Origin of the sequence: Olleya sp. 1-3 (genome assembly GCF_002836085.1) — a bacterium.
GTDB classification, from domain to species: Bacteria; Bacteroidota; Bacteroidia; order Flavobacteriales; family Flavobacteriaceae; genus Olleya; species Olleya namhaensis.
The window spans coordinates 204,441-225,734 of record NZ_PJBW01000004.1; the positions used below are offsets into that span (position 1 = coordinate 204,441).

At 32.6% G+C, this 21,294-nt stretch carries 24 protein-coding genes; 9 read left to right on the plus strand and 15 right to left on the minus strand.

All coding sequences use genetic code 11. The annotated features are described in order from the left end of the window. The first annotated feature begins 16 nt into the window (after nt 1-16). Nucleotides 17-1,474, plus strand: coding sequence for a sensor histidine kinase (locus tag CXF54_RS06165; RefSeq protein ID WP_090837311.1), 1,458 nt, complete (start codon nt 17-19; stop codon nt 1,472-1,474). Between the two features lie 39 nt (nt 1,475-1,513). Next, the gene (locus tag CXF54_RS06170; protein WP_090837312.1) at nt 1,514-2,296 is read left to right on the plus strand and encodes an enoyl-CoA hydratase/isomerase family protein; all 783 of its coding nucleotides are present in this window, start codon (nt 1,514-1,516) and stop codon (nt 2,294-2,296) included. Nucleotides 2,297-2,370: 74 nt separating this feature from the next. Here CXF54_RS06170 and CXF54_RS06175 read toward each other — a convergent pair whose 3' ends face one another. Continuing rightward, nucleotides 2,371-2,967: a hypothetical protein gene (locus CXF54_RS06175; protein WP_090837314.1), complete on the minus strand. Its 597-nt coding sequence runs from the start codon at nt 2,965-2,967 to the stop codon at nt 2,371-2,373. Between the two features lie 200 nt (nt 2,968-3,167). On the opposite strand from CXF54_RS06175, the gene CXF54_RS06180 reads away from it, so the two are divergent. Together CXF54_RS06180 and CXF54_RS15785 are read left to right on the plus strand one after the other, a co-directional pair. After that, on the plus strand, nt 3,168-4,037 hold the full coding sequence (locus CXF54_RS06180) for an AraC family transcriptional regulator (protein ID WP_090837315.1): 870 nt from the start codon (nt 3,168-3,170) through the stop codon (nt 4,035-4,037). A gap of 16 nt (nt 4,038-4,053) precedes the next feature. Then, a complete protein-coding gene (locus CXF54_RS15785; RefSeq protein WP_198551044.1) occupies nt 4,054-4,227 on the plus strand; it encodes a hypothetical protein in 174 nt (57 codons plus the stop codon). Nucleotides 4,228-4,231: 4 nt separating this feature from the next. Here the strand turns inward: CXF54_RS15785 and CXF54_RS06185 are convergent, their stop codons facing one another. From CXF54_RS06185 to CXF54_RS06200, 4 genes are all read right to left on the minus strand, one after another. Continuing rightward, entirely contained in the window at nt 4,232-4,888 is a 657-nt protein-coding gene (locus tag CXF54_RS06185) for an HD domain-containing protein (RefSeq protein ID WP_101202872.1), read from the minus strand. 3 nt (nt 4,889-4,891) lie between these two features. Continuing rightward, on the minus strand, nt 4,892-5,878 hold the full coding sequence (locus tag CXF54_RS06190) for an acyl-ACP desaturase (protein WP_101202873.1): 987 nt from the start codon (nt 5,876-5,878) through the stop codon (nt 4,892-4,894). A 4-nt stretch (nt 5,879-5,882) separates the two neighbouring features. Then, nucleotides 5,883-6,620 carry a lysophospholipid acyltransferase family protein gene (locus tag CXF54_RS06195; RefSeq protein WP_101202874.1) on the minus strand — a complete coding sequence of 246 codons (738 nt, stop codon included), beginning with the start codon at nt 6,618-6,620 and terminating at the stop codon, nt 5,883-5,885. A gap of 109 nt (nt 6,621-6,729) precedes the next feature. Then, complete coding sequence (locus tag CXF54_RS06200) at nt 6,730-7,140, minus strand: BrxA/BrxB family bacilliredoxin (protein ID WP_090837321.1); 411 nt, start codon at nt 7,138-7,140, stop codon at nt 6,730-6,732. Nucleotides 7,141-7,391: 251 nt separating this feature from the next. On the opposite strand from CXF54_RS06200, the gene CXF54_RS06205 reads away from it, so the two are divergent. From CXF54_RS06205 to CXF54_RS06215, 3 genes are all read left to right on the plus strand, one after another. After that, nucleotides 7,392-8,186, plus strand: a complete 795-nt coding sequence (locus CXF54_RS06205) for a J domain-containing protein (protein ID WP_101202875.1) — start codon at nt 7,392-7,394, stop codon at nt 8,184-8,186. A 178-nt stretch (nt 8,187-8,364) separates the two neighbouring features. Further along, on the plus strand, nt 8,365-8,898 hold the full coding sequence (locus tag CXF54_RS06210; RefSeq protein WP_101202876.1) for an RNA polymerase sigma factor: 534 nt from the start codon (nt 8,365-8,367) through the stop codon (nt 8,896-8,898). Between the two features lie 12 nt (nt 8,899-8,910). Continuing rightward, nucleotides 8,911-10,935: an energy transducer TonB gene (locus tag CXF54_RS06215; protein WP_101202877.1), complete on the plus strand. Its 2,025-nt coding sequence runs from the start codon at nt 8,911-8,913 to the stop codon at nt 10,933-10,935. Here the strand turns inward: CXF54_RS06215 and CXF54_RS06220 are convergent. The 8 genes from CXF54_RS06220 to CXF54_RS06255 all read right to left on the minus strand — a co-directional run bounded on the left by CXF54_RS06220 (nt 10,925) and on the right by CXF54_RS06255 (nt 17,694). Continuing rightward, entirely contained in the window at nt 10,925-11,674 is a 750-nt protein-coding gene (locus CXF54_RS06220; protein WP_157823405.1) for a hypothetical protein, read from the minus strand. The genes CXF54_RS06215 and CXF54_RS06220 overlap by 11 nt on opposite strands. Continuing rightward, a complete protein-coding gene (locus CXF54_RS06225) occupies nt 11,634-12,095 on the minus strand; it encodes a hypothetical protein (protein ID WP_101202879.1) in 462 nt (153 codons plus the stop codon). Before CXF54_RS06225 ends, CXF54_RS06220 begins: the two co-directional genes overlap by 41 nt. Nucleotides 12,096-12,113: 18 nt before the next feature. Next, nucleotides 12,114-13,274 (minus strand): metal ABC transporter permease, encoded by a 1,161-nt coding sequence (locus tag CXF54_RS06230; RefSeq protein ID WP_101202880.1) that lies wholly within the window; start codon nt 13,272-13,274, stop codon nt 12,114-12,116. Next, entirely contained in the window at nt 13,267-14,394 is a 1,128-nt protein-coding gene (locus CXF54_RS06235; RefSeq protein ID WP_101202881.1) for a metal ABC transporter permease, read from the minus strand. The genes CXF54_RS06230 and CXF54_RS06235 overlap by 8 nt, the downstream gene beginning before the upstream one ends. Next, complete coding sequence (locus CXF54_RS06240; protein WP_090837394.1) at nt 14,394-15,131, minus strand: metal ABC transporter ATP-binding protein; 738 nt, start codon at nt 15,129-15,131, stop codon at nt 14,394-14,396. The genes CXF54_RS06235 and CXF54_RS06240 overlap by 1 nt, the downstream gene beginning before the upstream one ends. A 194-nt stretch (nt 15,132-15,325) precedes the next feature. Then, nucleotides 15,326-16,237, minus strand: coding sequence for a metal ABC transporter solute-binding protein, Zn/Mn family (locus CXF54_RS06245; protein WP_101202882.1), 912 nt, complete (start codon nt 16,235-16,237; stop codon nt 15,326-15,328). A gap of 1 nt (nt 16,238) precedes the next feature. Then, nucleotides 16,239-17,048 carry a transporter gene (locus tag CXF54_RS06250; RefSeq protein WP_101202883.1) on the minus strand — a complete coding sequence of 270 codons (810 nt, stop codon included), beginning with the start codon at nt 17,046-17,048 and terminating at the stop codon, nt 16,239-16,241. Then, nucleotides 17,035-17,694 carry a metal-dependent transcriptional regulator gene (locus CXF54_RS06255; RefSeq protein WP_090837335.1) on the minus strand — a complete coding sequence of 220 codons (660 nt, stop codon included), beginning with the start codon at nt 17,692-17,694 and terminating at the stop codon, nt 17,035-17,037. Before CXF54_RS06255 ends, CXF54_RS06250 begins: the two co-directional genes overlap by 14 nt. Before the next feature lie 120 nt (nt 17,695-17,814). On the opposite strand from CXF54_RS06255, the gene CXF54_RS06260 reads away from it, so the two are divergent. Further along, nucleotides 17,815-18,222, plus strand: a complete 408-nt coding sequence (locus CXF54_RS06260) for a hypothetical protein (RefSeq protein WP_101202884.1) — start codon at nt 17,815-17,817, stop codon at nt 18,220-18,222. 42 nt (nt 18,223-18,264) lie between these two features. Continuing rightward, entirely contained in the window at nt 18,265-18,807 is a 543-nt protein-coding gene (locus CXF54_RS06265) for a hypothetical protein (protein ID WP_101202885.1), read from the plus strand. Between the two features lie 132 nt (nt 18,808-18,939). Here CXF54_RS06265 and feoB read toward each other — a convergent pair whose 3' ends face one another. Together feoB and CXF54_RS06280 are read right to left on the minus strand one after the other, a co-directional pair. Continuing rightward, nucleotides 18,940-21,039, minus strand: coding sequence for a ferrous iron transport protein B (gene feoB, locus CXF54_RS06275; RefSeq protein WP_090837341.1), 2,100 nt, complete (start codon nt 21,037-21,039; stop codon nt 18,940-18,942). Beyond that, on the minus strand, nt 21,039-21,269 hold the full coding sequence (locus CXF54_RS06280) for a ferrous iron transport protein A (protein ID WP_090837343.1): 231 nt from the start codon (nt 21,267-21,269) through the stop codon (nt 21,039-21,041). Before CXF54_RS06280 ends, feoB begins: the two co-directional genes overlap by 1 nt. Between the last annotated feature and the right edge of the window lie 25 nt (nt 21,270-21,294).

Genomic DNA, 21,294 nt, shown 5'->3' on the forward strand with positions numbered 1-21,294 from the left:
TTGCTATATTTAAACAATGAAAATATCTAAACTCTCCTTACGTCTTCGTATATTTTTTGCAATGATTTTCTTGGTGCTTTTAGCGTCCATTTTAATTGCATTGGTAGCAGCATATCAATATTCTGAAGAAACACAAGATTACCACGAACAACGATTAGAACGTAAAGAAAAAAATATAAAAAGACACTTAGATTTTGTTATTAGGGAAACCACTTTTGAGGTTATTCCAGAAAAATTACCTTTAATTTTTAAAGACGAAATCTATAAAATTGCGGATATCCATGGGCTTAAACTTAATTTATACGATTTAGAAGGGACGTTGCTAATTTCTTCAAAAGCTAGTTTGCCTCAAGATACTATAGAGGGGTGTATTGATGCTAATATTTTAAATAAGTTATCTCAAAGTGCTGGGCATAAACATGTTGTGCTTAGAGAAGAAAAAGGGGAAAACTTTAGATCATCTTATACGTATATAACCGATCAGAAATTTAAACCTCTAGCCATTTTAAATTTACCTTATTTAGAAAATGATGATTTTTTATCAAGAGAACTTTACGAGTTTTTTGAGCGTCTAGGTTACACGTACATTTTAATGTTAATTATTGCAATTGCATTGGCTTACTTTTTGTCAAAATACATTACCAGAACACTGAAGACTATTAGTGACAAAATGAATCAAACCCGATTTGAAAAGCGTAACGAAAAAATTGAAATAGAAAGCACCACGGAAGAGATAGCAACACTTGTAAAGTCATACAATAGTATGATTGATCAAATAGAAGAAAGTGCTGTTAAATTGGCTAAAAGTGAGCGTGAACAAGCTTGGAGAGAGATGGCTAAGCAAGTCGCGCACGAGATTAAAAATCCATTGACGCCAATGCGATTAACAGTGCAAAGCTTTCAACGTAAGTTTAACCCTGAAGATCCAGAGATTATTGGAAAGTTAGACGAGTATAGTAAAACTTTAATTCAGCAAATAGATACTATGAGTGCTATAGCAGGTGCATTTTCTAACTTTGCAAAAATGCCAGCGCAGCAAAAAGAAATGCTAAACGTAGTAAAAGTTGTGGATTTAGCATTGGATATTTTTAATGAAGATTACATCGAGTTTCATCCTGAGAAAGATGAAATTATTGCAAAACTAGATCGTACGCAGTTAATTAGAGTAATTACAAACTTGGTTAAAAATGGTATTCAAGCTATTCCGGATCATAAAACACCTCAGATTTTAGTTAATGTTTTTGAAAATGAAAATGAAGTAGTGATAACTATTTCGGATAACGGAAATGGGATTGCTGAAGAAAATAGATCTAAAGTTTTTGAGCCTAAATTCACAACTAAGTCCAGTGGTATGGGGCTTGGGTTGGCAATGGTTAAAAATATAGTAGAAACTTATCAAGGAACAATTACCTTTGTAACACAAACGGATATTGGAACAACATTTACAGTAGCCTTTCCTAAAGAATTAAAATAATTTTTTTCGCTGTAGCGGAAATAATAAATAACAAATATTATGAATTTCGAAAACATACTTAGTAGTACACAAAACGGAATAACAACCATTACTATCAACAGACCGTCAAAATTAAATGCTTTAAACAAAGCCACTATTTTTGAATTACATGAAGCTTTTGATGCAGCTAATAAAGATGCCGACACTAAAGTAATTATAGTTACAGGTAGCGGTGAAAAAGCGTTTGTAGCTGGTGCAGATATTAGCGAGTTTGCAAATTTCACTGTTGAAAACGGAGGGAAGTTAGCAGCAAAAGGACAAGAGGTTTTATTCGATTTTGTTCAAAATTTAAGCACACCAGTAATTGCAGCAGTTAATGGTTTTGCACTTGGAGGAGGTTTAGAATTAGCTATGGCAGCTCATTTTAGAGTGGCAAGTGATAATGCTAAAATGGGATTACCAGAAGTAAGCTTAGGGGTTATACCTGGTTATGGTGGTACGCAACGTTTACCGCAATTAGTAGGTAAAGGACGTGCAATGGAAATGGTTATGACAGCTGGTATGATAGATGCTGCAACAGCATTAAGTTACGGTTTGGTTAATCACGTAGTAACTCAAGAGGAGTTAATACCGTTAGCGGAAAAGATTGCGAGTAAAATAATGAGAAACTCGTCAGTAGCAATTGGCAAAGCAATTCAAGCTGTAAATGCTAATTATACTGATGGTGTTAATGGTTTTAATATCGAAATAGAGCAGTTTGGTGCTTGTTTTGGAACCGAAGATTTTAAAGAAGGTACAACAGCCTTTTTAGAAAAACGTAAAGCAGCCTTTCCTGGAAAATAATTTCTAAGAAAGTTATAGTATAAAAAAAAGACGCTCTAGGGCGTCTTTTTTATTGTTTTGGGGCAATGATATTATTAAAAGTTGAATGTCGATATAAATGATCTTCCGTTAGCTGTAACAACAACCTCATACGTTTCGTCTTTATCTTCTAAAAGCTTAAATTTTTTCCCAACAGTTGTTGTGTTTTCAAATGTTTCAGAATAAATCTTTTCGTTTGCATTTTTTGCGCTATCATAAAATATTTCGATTGTATAATCTGCAGCTTCTAAATTTTGTGCAGTAATATAAATCGTATTATCCTTGCTAGTTACTTTAGGCTTATTAACTACAGTTAATTGTGCTTTATTAAAAGTTACTACAGTAGCATCCACTGTAAAAGGATAAACTCTAATTTGATTTTGCTTATCTAATTCAAAAATATAGTTTCCGTCAGGTAAAGTAGTTAAGTCAAAAGACTTGTTATACTTACCATTTTCTAGAATAGCTTCTTTGTATAGAATTAGTCCAAAAGCATCTTTAACCATTAACTGGTCACCTTGACTAACATTGTCAAACATTAATATTGTTTTACCATCTTCTTCATTAGATAAAAAAGCGATCTCTGTTGCGTTACTGCTTAGCGTAGCAAATACGATTGCTAAAGCTAAAATGTGTTTTGTAAATTTTTTCATAATAAATCGTTTTAATGATTATGGGTGCAAAGTTAGAATAGAAGAGGAGTTCTAATAACAAGAGAATTGGTAAGTTTGTATGCTATATTAACAAGATGAGGTTTTACGAAAACGTTATAGGTTAAAATAACACACAATAGTGCTAAATTAGCATATAACTATAAAGCGATATGTTGTAATTTTGCAGAAACATTTTACTATTGAATACAAAGCCTACATTAAAAAAAATAACACCAACATTTGGTAGTTCAATAATTGCGGTCCAAAAAACCAAAAAACGTAAGCGTAGCGAGGCGTTTTGGCATTTTCATCCTGAGGTAGAGATGGTTTATGTTAATAAAGGAAAAGGGCGTAGACATATTGGTAATCACTTATCTTACTTTAATAATAGTCAATTGATTCTTATTGGATCTAATTTACCTCACAATGGTTTTACAGATCGTTTAACTTCTAAAGGAAAAGAAACGTTAGTCCAGTTTCATCCTCAATTTTTAGGCGAATCTTTAAATGCTTTGCCAGAAATGAAAAACATCGTGCAATTATTAGAGCGCGCTAAAAACGGAATTTTATATAAACAAGAAATTAAAAAAGTAGTTGGTCCTAAAATAGAAAGATTGCCTAAATATGAAGGTATAAAGCGTGTGACTAAGTTGCTTGAAATATTAGAATTGCTTGCGTTGACAGATGATTATACGGTTTTAAATGAAAATGGTTACGTATTTGAAACACAACCACAAGACACAGATAAGATAGATAAGATCTATAAATATGTGAACAAAAATTTTCAGAATCATATTACATTGGATCAGATTTCTGATGAGGTTAGTATGACTGTACCTGCATTTTGTCGCTATTTTAAAAAAGTAACAAGTAAAACCTTTACACAGTTTGTTAACGAGTATCGCGTATTTTATGCCACTAAATTATTAACCGAAAGTCAAAGTAGTATTACCGATATATGTTTTGAATGTGGTTTTAATAACTTCTCTCACTTTAATAAAGTCTTTAATGAGGTGGTTGGTAAAAGTGCCTCAAAATACAGAAACGAAATTAAGTCAATGGTACATTAAATAACACCTAAAAGAGATGGATGATAAAATAGAAATAGCATTAAGTTATTACGGTCAAAAACAGAAACAAATTCTTGATGCAGTAAATTTGAATAGTAATTTAACAGCAGATCAAATTATTAGTTTTGGAGAGGAGATGTCTATTTTAGAATATAAAATTACAGCATTAGAAGTTGCTAAAGAAAACTAGATAGTTACCTTTTTCCTTCCCATTCAGCATCAAATTGCTGTAAAAAGTCAACCATGTATTGGTGTCTTTGTTTTGCTATTTTCCCACCGGTTTTGGTGTTCATCATATCCTTTAAAAGTAACAGTTTTTCGTAAAAATGATTAATTGTCGGTGCGTTAGAAGCTTTGTATTCCGCTTTAGTCAGATTTAAATTTGGTTTAATTTCTGGATTGTAAAGTGCTCTGTTTTTAAAGCCACCATAATTAAAGGTGCGTGCAATACCAATAGCGCCAATAGCATCCAATCGGTCTGCATCTTGCACAACGTCCAACTCGATAGATTTAAATGCGTTTTCTGTGCCTATATTAGAGCTGTAGGATATGTTTTCAATAATCTTTATAACATGATTAATGGTAGCGGAGTCTACATTGTGTTTTAATAAAAAAGCACCAGCTACTTTTGGACCAATAGTACTATCTCCATTATGGAATTTACTATCTGCAATATCATGAAGTAATGCACCAAGGGTAACAACTAACAGGTCTACTGTTTCGCCTTTTGCAATTAAAAGCGCGTTTTTGTAAACGCGCTCTATATGAAACCAATCGTGTCCACCTTCAGCATCCTTTAAAGTTTCCTTTACAAAGGTTTTTGTCGCTTCAATTAATGCTTGGTTTGACATCTGTTATAATTTTGCAGGTTCTACCCATTTAAATTGGTAAGAGTTTTCAGGTATTTTAATGCGGTCTGCCAAACGCAACATTCTGCTTGGAAGTTTCATTAAATAATCACGTGCCTTTTCAGCCTCGTCATTTAGGTCCGTAATTTTATCAATTTCCCAACGCTTGATTAGTTTTTGTAAAATCTCTATATAATCCATAGAGGTATAAACCCCAATACGTTGTGCAGTGTTAGAAAACTCGTCAAAAACAGTGCTAACTTTACCTCCAGATTCTCTTAAAAAATGAGCAGGCATTGTTATTTTTTGTTTCATCATGTATTGAAATGCTAACATCATTTGACTAGGATCCACTTTAAAAATACGCTCAACAAATTCGCTGTAAGCATGGTGGTGTCTCATCTCGTCTCCCGAAATAATTTTACACATTCTGGACAATTGCTTATTCCCTTTTTCTTTAGCCAATTTTGCAACACGATTGTGTGACACGTAGGTTGCTAGCTCTTGAAAACTAGTGTAAACAAAGTTTTTATAAGGGTCTCTTGCTGTACCAATATCAAAGCCATCAGCAATAAGATGCTGCGTAGTTTGTTCTATTTCGCGCATGTTAACACGTCCAGAAAGGTATAAGTATTTGTTAAGCACATCACCATGACGGTTTTCCTCGCCAGTCCAATGTCTAATCCATTTTGCCCAACCGTTTTTTCCGTCTTGTTCAACACCTTCAATATCCATTAACCAAGACTCGTAAGTTGGTAATGCTTCTTCAGTAATCATATCTCCAACTAAAACTACCCAAAAATCATAAGGTAACTCTTTAGATAATTCTCTGATTTCTTTTACTTCTTCAAAAAAGTTAGGCCCTTCAGAGTTTGGTAAAAAATCAGAAGGTTGCCAAATTTTTTCGACAGGTATTAAATATTTTTCTATTAAAGAATCTATATCTTTTTCTAGATAAGACATCACCTCTAATCTTACATTTTTTAATGACATAATATTATATTTTAATACTGTTTTTAATAGTAGATTCTATGTGGTCTAGTAAGCTTTGTGTATCACTAAATTCACTTGGTTTTACCGGTTTATGCGCGGTAAATGTTATGTTATTACCAATTCCTAAAGGAAACTTGCCATAACGTAAGTTTTTCCAAGAATTATTTATGGTAACCGGTATGATAACAGCGCTCGGGATATATTTTATTAACGTTTCTAAGCCTTTTGTGTGGAATGGTTTTGGTTTGCCATCACGACTTCTTGTGCCTTCTGGGAATATTACCGCAGCGCGATTTGTAGATTCTATATAATCTCCAAATTTTCTAATGGCAACAATAGCTTGTCTTGGATTTTTTCTGTCAATTAAAACAGAACCACCATGGCGTAAGTTGTAAGAGACGCTAGGTAATCCTTTACCTAACTCTTTTTTACTTACAAATTTAACGTGGTGTTTTCTAAAATACCACATCATTGGCGGTATGTCTGCCATACTTTGGTGATTAGATACGATAATTACAGGTTGCGAATTATCTAAATTGTATGGATTGGTAAACTTATGGGTAGTTCCTAAAAGGTTTACGCAACGCATTAAGCAAAATTGTAAAAGGTCTACACTTGTTTTATGTGCTTTATAACCTAGCACATTAAAACAAAACCATTGTATAGGATGAAAAACAAGTAAAGACAACCCAAAAAATAGGTAATAAATACATGATAATGGGTATGCTAAAAGTTTTCTCATTTTTTGTTAAAAAATCTATCTCCCAAAAATAGAAAAACCACGTTTAAAAAACGTGGTTTTTCTGTAATACTTAGCTTAAAAAAAGCTAATGTTTTGCTCTAGAAGTATCTTAACAATGTACATTGTAAGCATCCATAAGGTTTTCTGCAATTAATTCTGCAGGTCTTCCTTCAATATGGTGACGCTCTAACATATGTACTAATTCTCCGTCTTTAAACAATGCCATACATGGCGAGCTTGGAGGAAAAGGTACCATGTGCGCTCTTGCTTGATCAACTGCTTCTTTATCAACACCTGCAAAAACCGTTACAATATGTGCTGGTTTTTTGTCATTTGCTAAACTCATTGATGCTCCTGGTCTTGCATTTGCTGCTGCACAACCACAAACTGAATTTACAACTACTAAAGTTGTTCCTTCTTTTGCAATGGCAGTATTAACTGCTTCAGCTGTATGTAATTCTTCAAAACCTACTTTGGTTAAGTCCTCACGCATTGGTTTTACTAATTCTGCTGGATACATATTCTTGTAATTTTTTATTTATAAATCTATCTCGTGCAAAGATAATCAAAAACCGTGCAAAAATTATTATGGCGTTACCTTATAACACTTATGGTGTCATAAGGTCAGGCTATCGCTACTCGCTCTCTGCGAGGAGCTCAGACAGACCGCTCCATCCTTAACGCACCATGCTAGTTGCATCAGTAACAAATCAGATTTAAAGTATACTAACAAAGTAGTATATTTACTTTTTTAAAATTAGAACAATATTTATGGCTGGATTAAAATGGATAGGCGCAACTTTAGGATGGACATTAGGTGGGCCAATTGGAGCTATTATAGGCTTGGCGCTTGGTAGTTTAGGAGATGCTATGGCAGGTAAAGGAAACTTGTTAGGAGACGGAAATCCTAATACACAACAAAGACGTCAGCCTAATTATAGGACAAAACCAAATTACAGAACACAGCAACAGCGTCGCGCACAAACAACTTCAGGAGATTTTGAAGTTAGTTTACTAATTTTAGCCTCTGTAATTATAAAAGCAGATGGTGTACAAGATCAACGCGAATTGGATTTTGTACGTAGTAAATTTGTAGAGCTTTATGGTAAAGATCGTGCAAATAAAGCCTTCAAATTATTTAAAAGTATAAGTAACCAAAACGTGTCAACAAGAGATGTTTGTGCTCAAATCCAACAAATGATGGATCACGCATCGCGTTTGCAATTATTGCATTTTCTATTCGGAATAGCAAAAGCAGATGGCATGGTTACGGATGATGAGGAAGATCAAGTGCAAAGAATATCTAATTATTTAGGCATTAGTAGTCGTGATTATTCAAGTATAAAAGCCATGTTTTATAACAGTAGCGATAATGCTTATAAAATCTTAGAAATAGACAAAACAGCAACTACAGATCAAATCAAAAAAGCTTACCGTAAAATGGCTAAAAAATACCACCCAGATCGTGTAGAGCATTTAGGAGAAGAGCATAGAAAAGGAGCCGAAGAAAAATTTAAGCAGGTCCAAAAGGCTTATGAGTTTTTGCAGGATGAAAGACAATTTTAAAAAAAAAAGTGAGTACTAAATAGTTTTATTTTCTACTTGCTTACTTCTCTGTCATTCTGAGGACGCAGGACGTGGCAATCTTTTTTGCCGAATAGATGGATTGCTTTACTTTGTAAGCAATGAAAAAAAATGGAGGAGACCTTTTTAAGTTTTGACCATTAAAGAGTAAAGATATTTTATGAATGATAAAAAAATATTAGAATTCTTTAAAACGGGTCAACGTGACAAAGCGTTTAATCAACTATATAGTTTATATCCTAGAATAGAAAAACTAGTCTTATCCAAAGGCGGAAAAAAGTCTGACGCACAAGATGTGTTTCAGGAAGCATTAATTATCCTCAACCGTAATTTAGAACAGTCCGATTTTAAATTAACCGCTTCATTTTACACTTACTTGTATTCCGTATCCAGGTTTGTTTGGAAGGACATGCAAACCAAATTTACTACTCAAGAACTTCACGATTTAAAAGATAACGAGGTCTCAATATTTCAACATGTATTAGAAGAAAAAAAGTATCGCTTTGCCGAGAACGCTTTTCGCGAATTAGGAGAACGATGTCAACAGTTGTTACAACTGTTTTATGTACAAAAAATAAGCTTTTCTGATATTGCAACGATGATGCAATTTAAGTCAGAAAAAGTGGCTAAAAACCAAAAGTACAAGTGCTTGAAAAAAGCGAAGGACATCTATCAAAATAATACCCAATCTTAATTCGGCACAATCATGGAAAATCATATCTCGCAAATAGAATTAATCAATCAATACATAGACAAGCAATTGTCTGCAACTGAAAGTTTAAATTTTGAAAATCAATTAGAATCTAATCCAGAGTTTATTGCCCTTTACCAAGAGCAATTAATTTTTATTGAAGGCTTAAAACGTACACAATTAAAATTAGAAATAGCATCTGCTAAGCGCAGTTATATTAAGACAAAGTGGCTTAAAATTATAGGTTTGGTAATAGTGGTTTTAGGACTGTTTTTTTTGTGTTATAGTTTGTTTTTTAATCAATTAAATAATGAGAATCAATTAGAGTCTTTTCAAAATGAAAAACGTATTGGAACTGAAACTTCAGTAATACTAACGGACTCTTCAAAACACAAATTTGTAGTTATTAGAAAAACGGAAAAAACTATTTTTAATGATGTATTGACAAGACAATTTGGGTCTCATATTTATACAGATACTGTGTTGTCAGAAAACTTAGGTTCTTTTACTAAAACAGAATTTGATATTAAATTTCCTAAACTAACAACACTAAAACCAGTTAATGATACTTTAATAATTAAAGAAACGGTTGTGCGTCAAAAAGCAGTTTCAGAAGTAAAATTAGCTAAAGTGCAACAGGAAAATGTAGTTTCGATTAAAGAAGACGTTGAAGTTTTAAAAACATCTAAAAACACAAGGAAAAGCTTTGTTTCGTTTTATAATTCAGTAAAAAAAACACCACAGATTATAGAAATTAATACTGAAAAAGAAACGATTATTACCTGTAAAGAAGGTACGGTTTTAAGTATTCCTGCTAAATGTTTTGTAGATGCTAAAACAGGTAAGTTAGCTAGGGGTATTGTTGCATTACAAGTTACAGAATATTACAAATTGTCTGATATGTTACTGGCTAATTTAACCACCAAATCTGATGACAAACAATTAGAAACTGGTGGAATGTTGTATGTAAAAGCTTTTAAAGATAATAGCCAGTTACAATTAAAATCAGGAAGTTTAATTGAATATAAATTCCCTGCAAACAACAAGAAAAGAGGTATGCAACTTTTTTTAGGAGAAAAAACTAATGCAGGGGTGAACTGGAATTTAGAAAATAAACCAAATACAACCACTACTGTTTTAACTTCTGAGGAAGTGGTTTTTTTGGAAGAAGTCGAAGATGTAGAAGTGCCAATAGATGTTGTAGAAGTAGTGCCAACATTTCCTGGTTGCGAAAATAGTACTAATACAGAAAAAATCAAATGCTTCAAAGAAGCATTATCAAACCTAGTGTCTAAAAATTTTGATACTGGGTTGGCAGAAGAGTTAAACCTATCAGGAAAGCATAAAATTAGAACGTATTTTAACATTGATAAAAATGGTGACGTAATAGATATTCAAGCTTCAGCTGCCAATACTGCTTTGGCTAATGAAGCCATTAGAGTTTTAAAATTAATTCCAAAGTTAAAACCAGGGACACAACGTGGTAAACCGGTTATTGTACCTTATGGATTACCTATTCAATTTACTGTAGATGGTAGCACAAAAAACAACCCAAGTCTTATAACTGTAAAAGACAAAACGTCTTTTGAGAGAAAATTTGAAGAACGAATAAAAAGCAGAGACTCCACTACTACAGGATTAGTTGGGACAGTTACATCTAGCGATGTGTCTAGATATGTTTTTTATGGCTCAAAATTAGGTTGGATTAATTGCGATCGTTTTATAGGAAGCAGTAAAAACGCCATCAAATTTAAACTTAAAATTAAAAACGCTAATGGTGCAAATGTCAAGATGGTCTTTAAATCTTTAAACTCGATTTTACCAAGTAAAAACGTTAATGATAGTTACGATTTTGGCACAGTTACAGCAAATGAAGTTGTTGTTTTAGTTGCTATTAAAAAGGTTGATGATAGATTGTATTTAGGACTTAAAGAGGCTAAAGTTGAAGCGATTTCAGAGTTAGACATTGACTTTAAAGAAGTTAGTTTAGACCAGTTAAAAACAGAATTACGAAAATTAAATAAGGATTTTAATTTATAGTATTAATATTTAAACCTAAAAAGTTTCCGTTTTCTTCAATCAAGCTATTAAAATGAGGAATTGAGTAATTCCAAATTGACTTATTTGGTATTTCTTTTTTAATGGAATTTTGTTCTTCAATACTTAATTCATCAAATGCTTTTTTGTGTTTTAATAAGACATTTTCATTTCTAATATTTTTATAACACAGATTAATAGTTGCGTTCATTTTCATAAATGAATTATAGTCTGAATCTAAATCATAAAGAGAAATAATTAACTTATCTCCTCTAATACTTTTTTCTATTAAAGCTTTTAATTCTGAAATATCAAGCTCTTTTTTGTTATTAAAAATCTTGTTTTTATTAAGCTTTAATATTAAAACATTTGATTCTTTAATTAAAAAAAATGGAGGAGGAGGTGGAGCTAAATTACTAGTTATTTTAGAAAAATATTTATCGTTTTCAATCTCAGGAGGTAACTTAGGATTCAATGTCTCATAACTGTAAAATGGTTCGTGTTTATCAAAATTTATATTGATGTTATTAACCAATGCTATTTTAAGTTTATTCATATACTGAAACCAGCAAAGCATCTTTTCAATTTCAAGCATTTTTGCATTTTTATCACAAAATAGAAGGATAGAGCTTTTATAATCATGCTTTCCATGATGATCATATAAAAACCTTTTTAAATCTTTAAAATTTGAGTATTTATCGTTAAGATAGTGAGTATTGTTTGTTATCTCTTCTCTGACCATATTTAATTATATAAGTAATATTAGAGATTTTATATTTTGTAAAGTCTGAATCTATTTTAGGTAAATTAATACTTACAAAATTATCTTCACGTAAAAATTCACTATTTACTATAGTGTCATTTGTTTTGAATACTCTAAAGTGTTTATTAAAAATAAGAGTGTCTTTATCAAATTTAGTTTTAAATTTTAAACCGTCAAATTCTAACTTATTGTTTGAGAATTTTACAGGAAAAGAACTCCAATAATCAAAATAGAGATACCTAAACTTTATAGAATCTTTGCTGATTTTAACACGAGATGGAACATCTCCATCTTCTGTTATTGAGGTGCTCCAATCATAAATCCAGTCACCATAATGTTTTTTTTCATTATTACATGAAAAGAAGAGTGTGAAAAAGCATAGCGCAAAAAATAGTCTCATATATTAAAGGTAATAATTCTACCCTCTAAACAAAAAGAAATCGTCTTTCATATCTTCTATCTGAGCATCTTCATTGGTAATAATATAGTCAATAGCCTTAGAGGTAAATGCATCTCCTTTTTTGGTTAAAGAAACAATGTTATTATCTATAATAATCATGTTGTTTTTTTGAGCTAATTCTAAAACATTTTTCGCTCTTACTTTATGCCAATTTATATGCTCGCGTAAATGATTTACGTGACGTTCTTCAAGTTCGTTATGATTTTTTAAGTGCAATAAAAAAGTTAAAAGACTTACTTCTGTACGTTGTTGTTTTTCGCGATACATAACTGCTATTACACCTTTATTTGGTGCAAATAAATACACTGCTAAAAATAACAAACCAAGCATTGTGGTAATTGATCCTGCTATAGAAGCGTCTAATTTGTGTGCTAGCCAATAGCCAGAAATGGCACTAAATACGCCAAAAAACATAGCTAAACCTAACATCTTTTTTAAATTGGTAGTTAATAAGTATGCGGTTGCAGCAGGTGCAATCATTAAAGCGACTACTAATATGGCGCCTACAGCGTCAAAAGCACCTACTGTGGTAACAGAAGACACTGTCATTAACCCGTAATGTATAATTGCAGGAGAGAAGCCAAGAGAGGCGGCTAATCCTTTGTCAAATGTACTAACTTTAAGTTCCTTGAAAAAGGCAATTAACAATGTAATTGTAATTAATAAAATAGTTCCGATAATCCATAACGACTTTGGGCCAATATCTACTCCTGAAATTATTAGTCTATCAAAAGGCGCTAAAGCTAGTTCTCCAACCAAAACAGCATCAACATCCAAGTGGACGTCATTAGCGTTTTTAGCAATTAAAATAACACCAATACTAAACAAAGCCGGAAAAACTAATCCTATGGCAGTGTCCTCTTTTACTAAGCCTGTTTTTTGAATATATTCTACTAAAACCACGGTTATTACTCCTGTAAAGGCAGCTAAAACAATAAGCAGAGGCGAATTTAAATCTTGTGTGATAAAAAATCCAATTACAATACCGGGTAAGATAGAATGGCTTATGGCGTCACTGATCATTGCCATTTTACGAAGTACTAAAAAGGTTCCAGGAATAGCACATGCAATAGCAACTAAACTTGCAATTAACTGTATTTCTATTTGAGCACTATTCATCTTCTGTAGTTTGTTTAGTGTATAAATTTGCGGCTGTTGTAAAACCAATTTCGGTTAAACTCCACATATTTCCATCTAGTGTTACGTAATTTTTTTCGACTAACTTTTGAAGTGTTTTACGCGTAAACCCTTGAAAATTATTTAATAGTTTAACCGCGTGGGGATGCGAAATATTATCGTGTGTTTCAGCTATATTATGCATAAACGCTAAGGTTTTATGAAGTTCTAAATCACGACGATTTCTAATAAATCTAATTTGTTTAAATAATAACCCACGACTTGGCGAAAACACAAACGAGAACACCACAAATACTGAAGCTACCAAAACAATAACTGGTCCAGTTGATAGATTAGTTTGACTTGCGCTTATTGCTGTACCAAAAACACCTGAAAACGCACCAAAAATTGCTGCTAAAAACACCATTTTAGACAAACTGTTGGTCCATTGTCGTGCAGCAGCAGCAGGAGCCAAAAGCATCGCGCTCATTAATACAACACCAACGGTTTGTAAGCCTAAAACTATAGCTAATACTATAAAGCTAGTAATTAATATATCGATAAATTTTGTGTTAAATCCTAAGGTTTTGGTATAGTCTGCATCAAATAGTAAGATTTTAAATTCTTTCCAAAATAAAAGCAAAACAATTAAGCACAATCCCGTAACAATTGCCATTAGCCATACATCGCTTTCTACTAATGTTGCAGCTTGACCAAATAAATATTTGTCTAAACCAGCTTGATTTGCGTTGGGTTGTTTTTGTATAAAGGTTAGCAATAGCATTCCAAACCCAAAAAACAAAGATAAAATTAGCCCTAAGGCTGTGTCACTTTTTAAGTGCGTTTTTTTGACAATGCTTCTAATCCAAAAGGTTCCAATTAAACCGCTTACTAAAGCGCCTAAAAGTAAAGTGTTACTGTCTTTTGCGCCTGTTATTAAAAAGGCAATTGCAATGCCTGGTAACGCTGCGTGTGATATGGCGTCTCCTAGTAGACTTTGTTTTCTTAGTACAGCAAAGCTTCCAAGCATACCAGTTACTGCTCCTAAAATAGCAGTTCCTAGTGTGATGGTTCTTAATGTATAGTCGCTAAAGACTAAAGAAAAATATTCTTGTAAATCCATTATTCTTGAATACTTACTTTGTAGTTAATACCGTAAGTCTTGGTTAGATTATCATCATTAAAGATGTCTTTTACTGGGCCTGTTGCAATTTTCTTCACATTTAAAAAAGTAACCCAATCAAAATATTCTGGAACAGTTTGTAAATCATGATGTACTACGATTACTGTTTTTCCCGCTTTACGTAATTCTTTTAAAATATTAATTATTGCAATTTCTGTGGTGGCATCAACACCTTGAAAAGGCTCGTCCATAAAATAGATTGACGCGTTTTGCACTAGTGCTCGTGCTAAAAATATACGTTGCTGTTGTCCACCTGATAATTGACTAATTTGCCTGCTTTTAAAGGGTAGCATGCCTACTTTTTCTAAAGCTTCTAGTGCTGCTTTCTTTTCTTTTTGTCCTGGACGTTTTATCCAACCCAAACTACCGTAAGTCCCCATGGTAACAACATCTAAAGCTGTGGTTGGGAAATCCCAATCTACGCTTCCTTTTTGTGGTACGTAGGCAACTAATTTGCGTTGCTTGTCATACGGTTTGTCGTAAATAGTTACACTACCAGCTATAGGTTTTAATATGCCTAAAATAGATTTTATTAGTGTTGATTTACCAGCTCCGTTTGGTCCAACAATGGCCATAAGGACACCTTCTGGGATTTCTAAATCAATATCCCAAAGTACCGGTTTGTAGTTGTATGCTACTGTAAGGTCGTCTACTTTTACTGCTATTTTTTGTTTCATAACCATTTCCCAAGTCATTGGGAGCTTTATTTAATTCAAAATATATTCATTTTTTACTTATTCAAAAAACGAATTAAAAAAATATACTTTTAGCAAACCTATTTTTTAGTTAGTGTTGCATCATCCTGAACTTGTTTCAGGGTCTCATTGTTTGTTTTACTTTGTGTAAATCAAAGTTTTTTTTATCTGCTAACTTATTTAAGTGCATTTACAATGGTGTTTACATTGTACTCAAACATACCAATATAAGTCCCTTCTATAGTTCCTGCGCTTCCTAAGGCATCAGAATATAGTGTTCCTCCAATTTTTACATCATGACCTTTTGAGTTTACTGCTTCTTGTAAGGCTTCAATAGTGCGTTTTGGTACTGAACTTTCTATAAAAACAGCTTTTACTTTTTTGTCTATTATAAATTTAGCTAAATTTTGGACATCTTTTACACCAGCTTCTGTTGCTGTAGATAGGCCTTGTAAACCAACAACTTCAAAACCATAGTTTTTACCAAAGTAATTAAATGCATCGTGTGCTGTTACTAGAATCCTTTTGTCTTCAGGCAGGGTTTGTATGGTCGCTATCACCTTTTTTTGAAGAGTCTCTAGTTTTTCTAAAAAAGTGGTTTCGTTTGCTTTGTAAAAGGATGCGTTTTTTGCATCTTTTTCAGATAAAACGGCGGTTACTTTTTTTGCGAATTGTTTAAAATAAGCGATGTTAAACCAAACGTGAGGATCGTAATTAGAGGCAAAATAATCAGACCCAATCAAGGTTGCTTTATCTATTTCTTCTCCTAAAGCTATTGGGGTTTTTGTGTTACTACCCATCTTTTCAAACACTTCTACAAGCTTTCCTTCTAGGTGTAATCCGTTATAAAATATAACGTCTGCATTTACTAATTTGGTTACGTCACCTTCGCTTGCTTTGTATAAGTGTGGATCTACACCGCTTCCCATTAAACCATTTATGTTAATAGAATCTCCTCCAATATTTCTTACCAAATCCGTAATCATAGATGTGGTAGTGACTATGTTTAGTTTGCCGTTCTCTTTTTTGTTAGTATTACAGCTTAATAGTGTGACTAAAACTAATAGTATAAGTAAATGCTTTTTCATGTTATTTTATGTTGTTTGATGGTATTCTAAAGCTTAATCCTGCACTTAGTAATAGATCTTGTCCTTTGGTAATACTTGATCCAACTGTTGCGTCTAATTGTAAATTGTTAGTTATTAAATAAGTTAATCCAGCATCCCAAAGATGATTTGCTTTGTTGTTTTCTGGTAAGTCACCATAAAGTTCTGCGTAAGCACCTAGTTTATCTGTAATACCTTGTCCGAATGCAATAGTGTAGACATATGATGCTTCTGGCGAATCACTTCCCCAAGCTGCTCCTAAATTATAAGATAAACTAGAATTATCACTTAATGTATGTGCAAAAGCAAACCTAAAATCAACACCCGTTGTTTCTGGTTTAAAATCTGTGCTAGCGGTAAATGGTAGATATAAATGTCCTAAAAGGCCAATTTCTGGAAACAATCCGTTTTCTTTAGCGATGCTAGTTTTGATTCCTAGCAATAAAGGAGAAAAACCACTTATAATATTGTCTATTTTATTGCCATTAATTGATGTTGAACTTTCTGTAAAGTCCCATCCTAATCGTATTTCTAAATTATCTAATAAACCGTAACGCACTAATGTTGTGTTGTACGTGTAGTTTTCTGTTTTGATTTTATGCTCTTCAAAAGTATCATAAAAAGCACCTGTTTCGACTTGTATAGACCCTTTAGGTATAGCGTTAGGAGACTCCGTCGCATCAGGTCTATCTGTAATTAATGGCTCTAATGCAGTGTTGTCTTGCGCTATTGCAGAAATCGAAAGCGCTAACCCTGTAATTATGGAGGCTATTGGCGTTTTAGTCAGTTTCATTAACGTAAATTATTTTTGTAAAATCTTGGTTTAAAAGAATCGTGTTATTATTTATTGAAATTTGAGTCATTTTGTTTTTGCTAAACTGCTTAATTACGGTTAGTTTATTTCCGTATTTTAAACCATTTATAGCGCAAAAATCAAAAAACTCTTTATCATCACTCATTAATCTGGCGATGATATATGTTTTGTTTTCCTTGGTTTTAGACAATGATACAGACGTGTCTTTTGTAGTTATTTCGCCATTTTCGTTGGGAATAGGATCCCCATGTGGATCAAATTTTGGATTACCCAAAAAGGCACTAATTGTATTTGCTAAAAAATCTGAAGTTTCGTGTTCTAGTAGTTCCGCTTCACGATGTATTTCATGCAAGGACATATCAAACGTTTTGTGTAAAAAAGCTTCCCAAAGTCTATGTTTTCTAATAACTTTTAATGCTAATTTTTCACCTTCGTCAGTTAACTGTAAGGCTTTGTATTTTTGATAATCTACTAGGTTTTTAGCAGCTAAACTTTTTGCCATATCAGTGGCTGCAGCATTAGAAATGCCTAGTAATTTGGCTATGTTGCCTGGTTTTGTATCTGTAATATCGTTGATTTTACTTTTGTAGATTGCTTTTACAAAATTTTCTATTGCTACTGACATTTATTATTGCTTTAATAAATTTTTAAGGTTGCTTAAATATTTTTCAAATGTAACTAAAATTTCGTTAATTCAATAAAGTGGCATGGTTTAAGTTGTTATATTGGTGTTAAATTATTTAAAATGAAATACCTATCCGTATTATTCTTGCTTTGTTTTACTATTGTAGTTTCTGCTCAAGATTCGACTTTAGTTGCATTAGAAACCCCTAAACTATCAATAGGATTGGTTGAAAGGGGTAGTTATATGCATGAGTATGTAACCGTTAAATTCATTAAAGTTATTCAAGATTCGAGATGTCCAAAAAGCGTTATGTGTATCCGTGCGGGAGAAGCAGAAGTGCTTATCGGGATTTATAAAAATGGATTATTATTGGAAGAGAAAACAATTATTGTTAGACCAAATACACGGCTGTTAACTTTGTATTCTAACGCTGAGGTTATCGTGTCCGCTGTTAATTTGTTGCCTTATTCAAAGGAGGCAGGAACTGTTAGTGATCGGTCTTATGTTTTGGATTTGCTTTTTGAATAGTGTTAGGGTATGATTTTTGATAATTATCTGAAAACCAATTTAATGAAACCTTCTGTAATTGTCCTGCTTTTTGTTTTCGTAACCTCTTGTATTCCTGTAAAAATTGCGCCTACCATAGCAGGTGATAGGGTTATGGTTGCTAAAAAGTTTAAACGGAAGTTGCCTAAACAATATTCGTTAATCTTTGAAGATCCTAAAGAAGCTAACGAGTTCTATAATTTTATCAATACAAAGTATCAATTAAATCATGTAAATGTTGAAAGTAACGTTGCTTTTAAGATTGAAGATCAACCGTTTTATTTTTCGTTTTATGAAACAAGTAAAGATACTAAGACTATTAATTTAGTGCCGATTTTAGTAGATGCTAAAAGAGATGCTAACGGGAATGATCCTTTATTTTTTGATAAATATAGCTCCAGAAAAGGTAAATGGTATTTGGTACTGGCTGCTACGGATTATGATAGTAACGATTGTTTAAATCCTAAACACGCTAATTCTAAAATAATCGAAAAATATCTTAGAGATTTAAGAGTAGAATATCTTAATACTAGTAATTATATCGAGTCTATGTTGCGAAACAATTAATGACAACCACAGTCGTCCGTTCCGCAAGTTTTTTTTGATTTCGTTTTAACGAAATATTTTTTATAAAGAAAAAACAAAGCAAACCCTAAGGTGATAAAAACTAGTATGTTTTGAATAACTGTGTTCATAATATTATTTTAAAAATTGATATGCTATTAATGCCGAAATGTAGGCTATAGCTGTCATGATTACTAATTGTAATGTTGGCCATTTCCAAGTGTTAGTTTCTTTTTTTACAACAGCTAAAGTACTCATGCATTGCATTGCAAATGCATAAAATAGTAGTAGCGATATACCGGATGCAAAATTAAATAACGGACCACCTAAAATAGGGTTTACTTCTCCTGCCATTCTGTTTTTAATGGTGTCTTCATCATCGTTACCAACACTATAAATAGTCGCTAAAGTACCAACAAAAACTTCTCTTGCAGCAAAACTACTAACAATAGCAATTCCTATTTTCCAATCGTAACCTAGTGGTCTAATTACAGGCTCAATAGCATGTCCTGCAATACCTATAAACGAGTGTTCTAGTTTTTGAGAGGCTATTTTTTGATTTAATTCTTCTTCGTTTAAATTTTGCGAAGCGTATTCGGTTTTAACAATATTTTCTGCATCATTAAAGGCGTCTCCTGGACCGTAAGATGCCAAGAACCAAAGGATGATTGAGATGGCTAATATTATTTTTCCTGCTCCAAATACAAACGATTTCGTTTTTTCTAAAACGGTAATGGCAACATTTTTAAATAGCGGCAATTTGTAATTTGGCATTTCTACCACAAAAAACGTTTTACTTTTTATTTTTAAGACTTTGTTTAATATGTAAGCCGAAATAACTGCAGCTCCAAACCCTAATAAATACAATAGCATTAAGGTTAAAGCTTGGTAACTTAATCCAAGAAAACGTCCTTCAGGAATAACAAGTGCAATGATTATTAAATATACCGGTAATCTTGCAGAACACGTTGTAAAAGGTGTTACTAAAATTGTAATTAAGCGTTCTTTCCAGCTTTCAATATTTCTTGTGGCCATAATTGCAGGAATAGCACAAGCAGTTCCTGAGATTAAAGGTACAATACTTTTACCACTTAAACCAAAACGGCGCATGACTCTGTCCATTAAAAAAACGACACGACTCATATATCCAGTTTCTTCTAAAATGGCTATAAACAGGAATAAAAACGCTATTTGAGGTATAAAAATGACTATTCCTCCCAGTCCTGATATAATTCCTTCGGCTAATAAATTTGTAAAAGCACCTTCTGGAAGTGTGTTTTTAACCCAATCACTCAGACTTGCAAATACACCATCAATAAAGTCCATTGGTATCGTAGACCAGTCATAAATAGCTTGAAAAATAAGTAGTAATATTAAAAAGAATATTAAGTAACCCCAGACTTTATGGGTTAAAATACGATCAAATTTTGTACGTAAATCTTTAGCTTGACTAGCGTCTATGGTTTGTCCTTTTTTAAGCGTGTTATTTATAAATTGGTAACGCTTAATGGTCTCTTTTTGCTGAAGACGTTTTAGGTCACTTTTAGATTTAGTTTTAAAACTAGCAAGTGCCTCGACTTCGTTTCTGTCCATTTTACCAAAATTTACATCTTGGGTAATAACCAACCATAATTTGTAAAGCAATTGACTAGGAAAAGCCTGTCTTAGTTTGTCAAAGTAGTCTGTGTCAATTTCTGAGGCATTTAAACATGGTGTTGTTGACAGGTCTCTGTAATTAGAAATTAATAACTTTAAGTTGTCAATACCTTCGTTTTTACGAGTACTAATAACTGCTATTTTTGTTTTTAATTCCTGTTCTAAATGTTCAATATCTAATGAAATCCCTTTGTATTTCATTCTGTCAGCCATATTAATGACTAAGATGGTAGGGATTTCTAAATCTTTAATTTGTGTAAAAAGTAGTAAGTTTCGTTTTAAGTTTTCAACATCACTAACTACTACTGCAACATCCGGAAAATCTTTGTCGTTTTTGTTTAGAAGTAATTCGATGACTACGTTTTCGTCTAAAGACGACGCGTTTAAGCTGTAAGTGCCTGGTAAATCAATGATATGTGCTTTTACACCTCTTGGCAATTTGCAAATACCTTCTTTTTTTTCTACTGTAATCCCAGGGTAATTTCCCACTTTCTGATTTAACCCCGTTAAGGCATTAAAAACAGATGTTTTTCCTGTATTTGGATTACCAATTAAGGCGATGTTTATTTGCTTGCTCATTACACTTGTTTTTCAATGATAATATGAATAGCAGTTTCTTTTCTGATTGCTAAATGGCTCCCGTTTATATTTAAATATAATGGATCGGAAAAAGGTGCTACTTGTACCAACTCGACACTATTGCCTGGTAAACACCCCATTTCTAGGAGTTTTAATGGAATTAAATGCGAGGAAACGTCTATAATTATAGCGCGTTCTCCTCTTTTTAGTGTGTCTAGTGTGTTATCCAAGCTTATTTAGATTGATTTTAAAGAA

What these genes read in the sequence shown, in the direction of transcription:
- CXF54_RS06190 (WP_101202873.1), bottom strand. Translation starts at nt 5,878, where the DNA reads ATGTCATTAAAAAATGTAAGATTAGAGGTGATGTCTTATCTAGAAAAA.
- CXF54_RS06255 (WP_090837335.1), bottom strand. Translation starts at nt 17,694, where the DNA reads ATGTCAGTAGCAATAGAAAATTTTGTAAAAGCAATCTACAAAAGTAAA.
- CXF54_RS06195 (WP_101202874.1), bottom strand. Translation starts at nt 6,620, where the DNA reads ATGAGAAAACTTTTAGCATACCCATTATCATGTATTTATTACCTATTT.
- CXF54_RS06205 (WP_101202875.1), top strand. Translation starts at nt 7,392, where the DNA reads ATGGCTGGATTAAAATGGATAGGCGCAACTTTAGGATGGACATTAGGT.
- CXF54_RS06225 (WP_101202879.1), bottom strand. Translation starts at nt 12,095, where the DNA reads ATGAGACTATTTTTTGCGCTATGCTTTTTCACACTCTTCTTTTCATGT.
- CXF54_RS06265 (WP_101202885.1), top strand. Translation starts at nt 18,265, where the DNA reads ATGAAACCTTCTGTAATTGTCCTGCTTTTTGTTTTCGTAACCTCTTGT.
- CXF54_RS06220 (WP_157823405.1), bottom strand. Translation starts at nt 11,674, where the DNA reads ATGGTCAGAGAAGAGATAACAAACAATACTCACTATCTTAACGATAAA.
- CXF54_RS15785 (WP_198551044.1), top strand. Translation starts at nt 4,054, where the DNA reads ATGGATGATAAAATAGAAATAGCATTAAGTTATTACGGTCAAAAACAG.
- CXF54_RS06230 (WP_101202880.1), bottom strand. Translation starts at nt 13,274, where the DNA reads ATGAATAGTGCTCAAATAGAAATACAGTTAATTGCAAGTTTAGTTGCT.
- feoB (WP_090837341.1), bottom strand. Translation starts at nt 21,039, where the DNA reads ATGAGCAAGCAAATAAACATCGCCTTAATTGGTAATCCAAATACAGGA.
- CXF54_RS06165 (WP_090837311.1), top strand. Translation starts at nt 17, where the DNA reads ATGAAAATATCTAAACTCTCCTTACGTCTTCGTATATTTTTTGCAATG.
- CXF54_RS06235 (WP_101202881.1), bottom strand. Translation starts at nt 14,394, where the DNA reads ATGGATTTACAAGAATATTTTTCTTTAGTCTTTAGCGACTATACATTA.
- CXF54_RS06175 (WP_090837314.1), bottom strand. Translation starts at nt 2,967, where the DNA reads ATGAAAAAATTTACAAAACACATTTTAGCTTTAGCAATCGTATTTGCT.
- CXF54_RS06185 (WP_101202872.1), bottom strand. Translation starts at nt 4,888, where the DNA reads ATGTCAAACCAAGCATTAATTGAAGCGACAAAAACCTTTGTAAAGGAA.
- CXF54_RS06260 (WP_101202884.1), top strand. Translation starts at nt 17,815, where the DNA reads ATGAAATACCTATCCGTATTATTCTTGCTTTGTTTTACTATTGTAGTT.
- CXF54_RS06170 (WP_090837312.1), top strand. Translation starts at nt 1,514, where the DNA reads ATGAATTTCGAAAACATACTTAGTAGTACACAAAACGGAATAACAACC.
- CXF54_RS06250 (WP_101202883.1), bottom strand. Translation starts at nt 17,048, where the DNA reads ATGAAACTGACTAAAACGCCAATAGCCTCCATAATTACAGGGTTAGCG.
- CXF54_RS06245 (WP_101202882.1), bottom strand. Translation starts at nt 16,237, where the DNA reads ATGAAAAAGCATTTACTTATACTATTAGTTTTAGTCACACTATTAAGC.
- CXF54_RS06200 (WP_090837321.1), bottom strand. Translation starts at nt 7,140, where the DNA reads ATGTATCCAGCAGAATTAGTAAAACCAATGCGTGAGGACTTAACCAAA.
- CXF54_RS06210 (WP_101202876.1), top strand. Translation starts at nt 8,365, where the DNA reads ATGAATGATAAAAAAATATTAGAATTCTTTAAAACGGGTCAACGTGAC.
- CXF54_RS06215 (WP_101202877.1), top strand. Translation starts at nt 8,911, where the DNA reads ATGGAAAATCATATCTCGCAAATAGAATTAATCAATCAATACATAGAC.
- CXF54_RS06240 (WP_090837394.1), bottom strand. Translation starts at nt 15,131, where the DNA reads ATGAAACAAAAAATAGCAGTAAAAGTAGACGACCTTACAGTAGCATAC.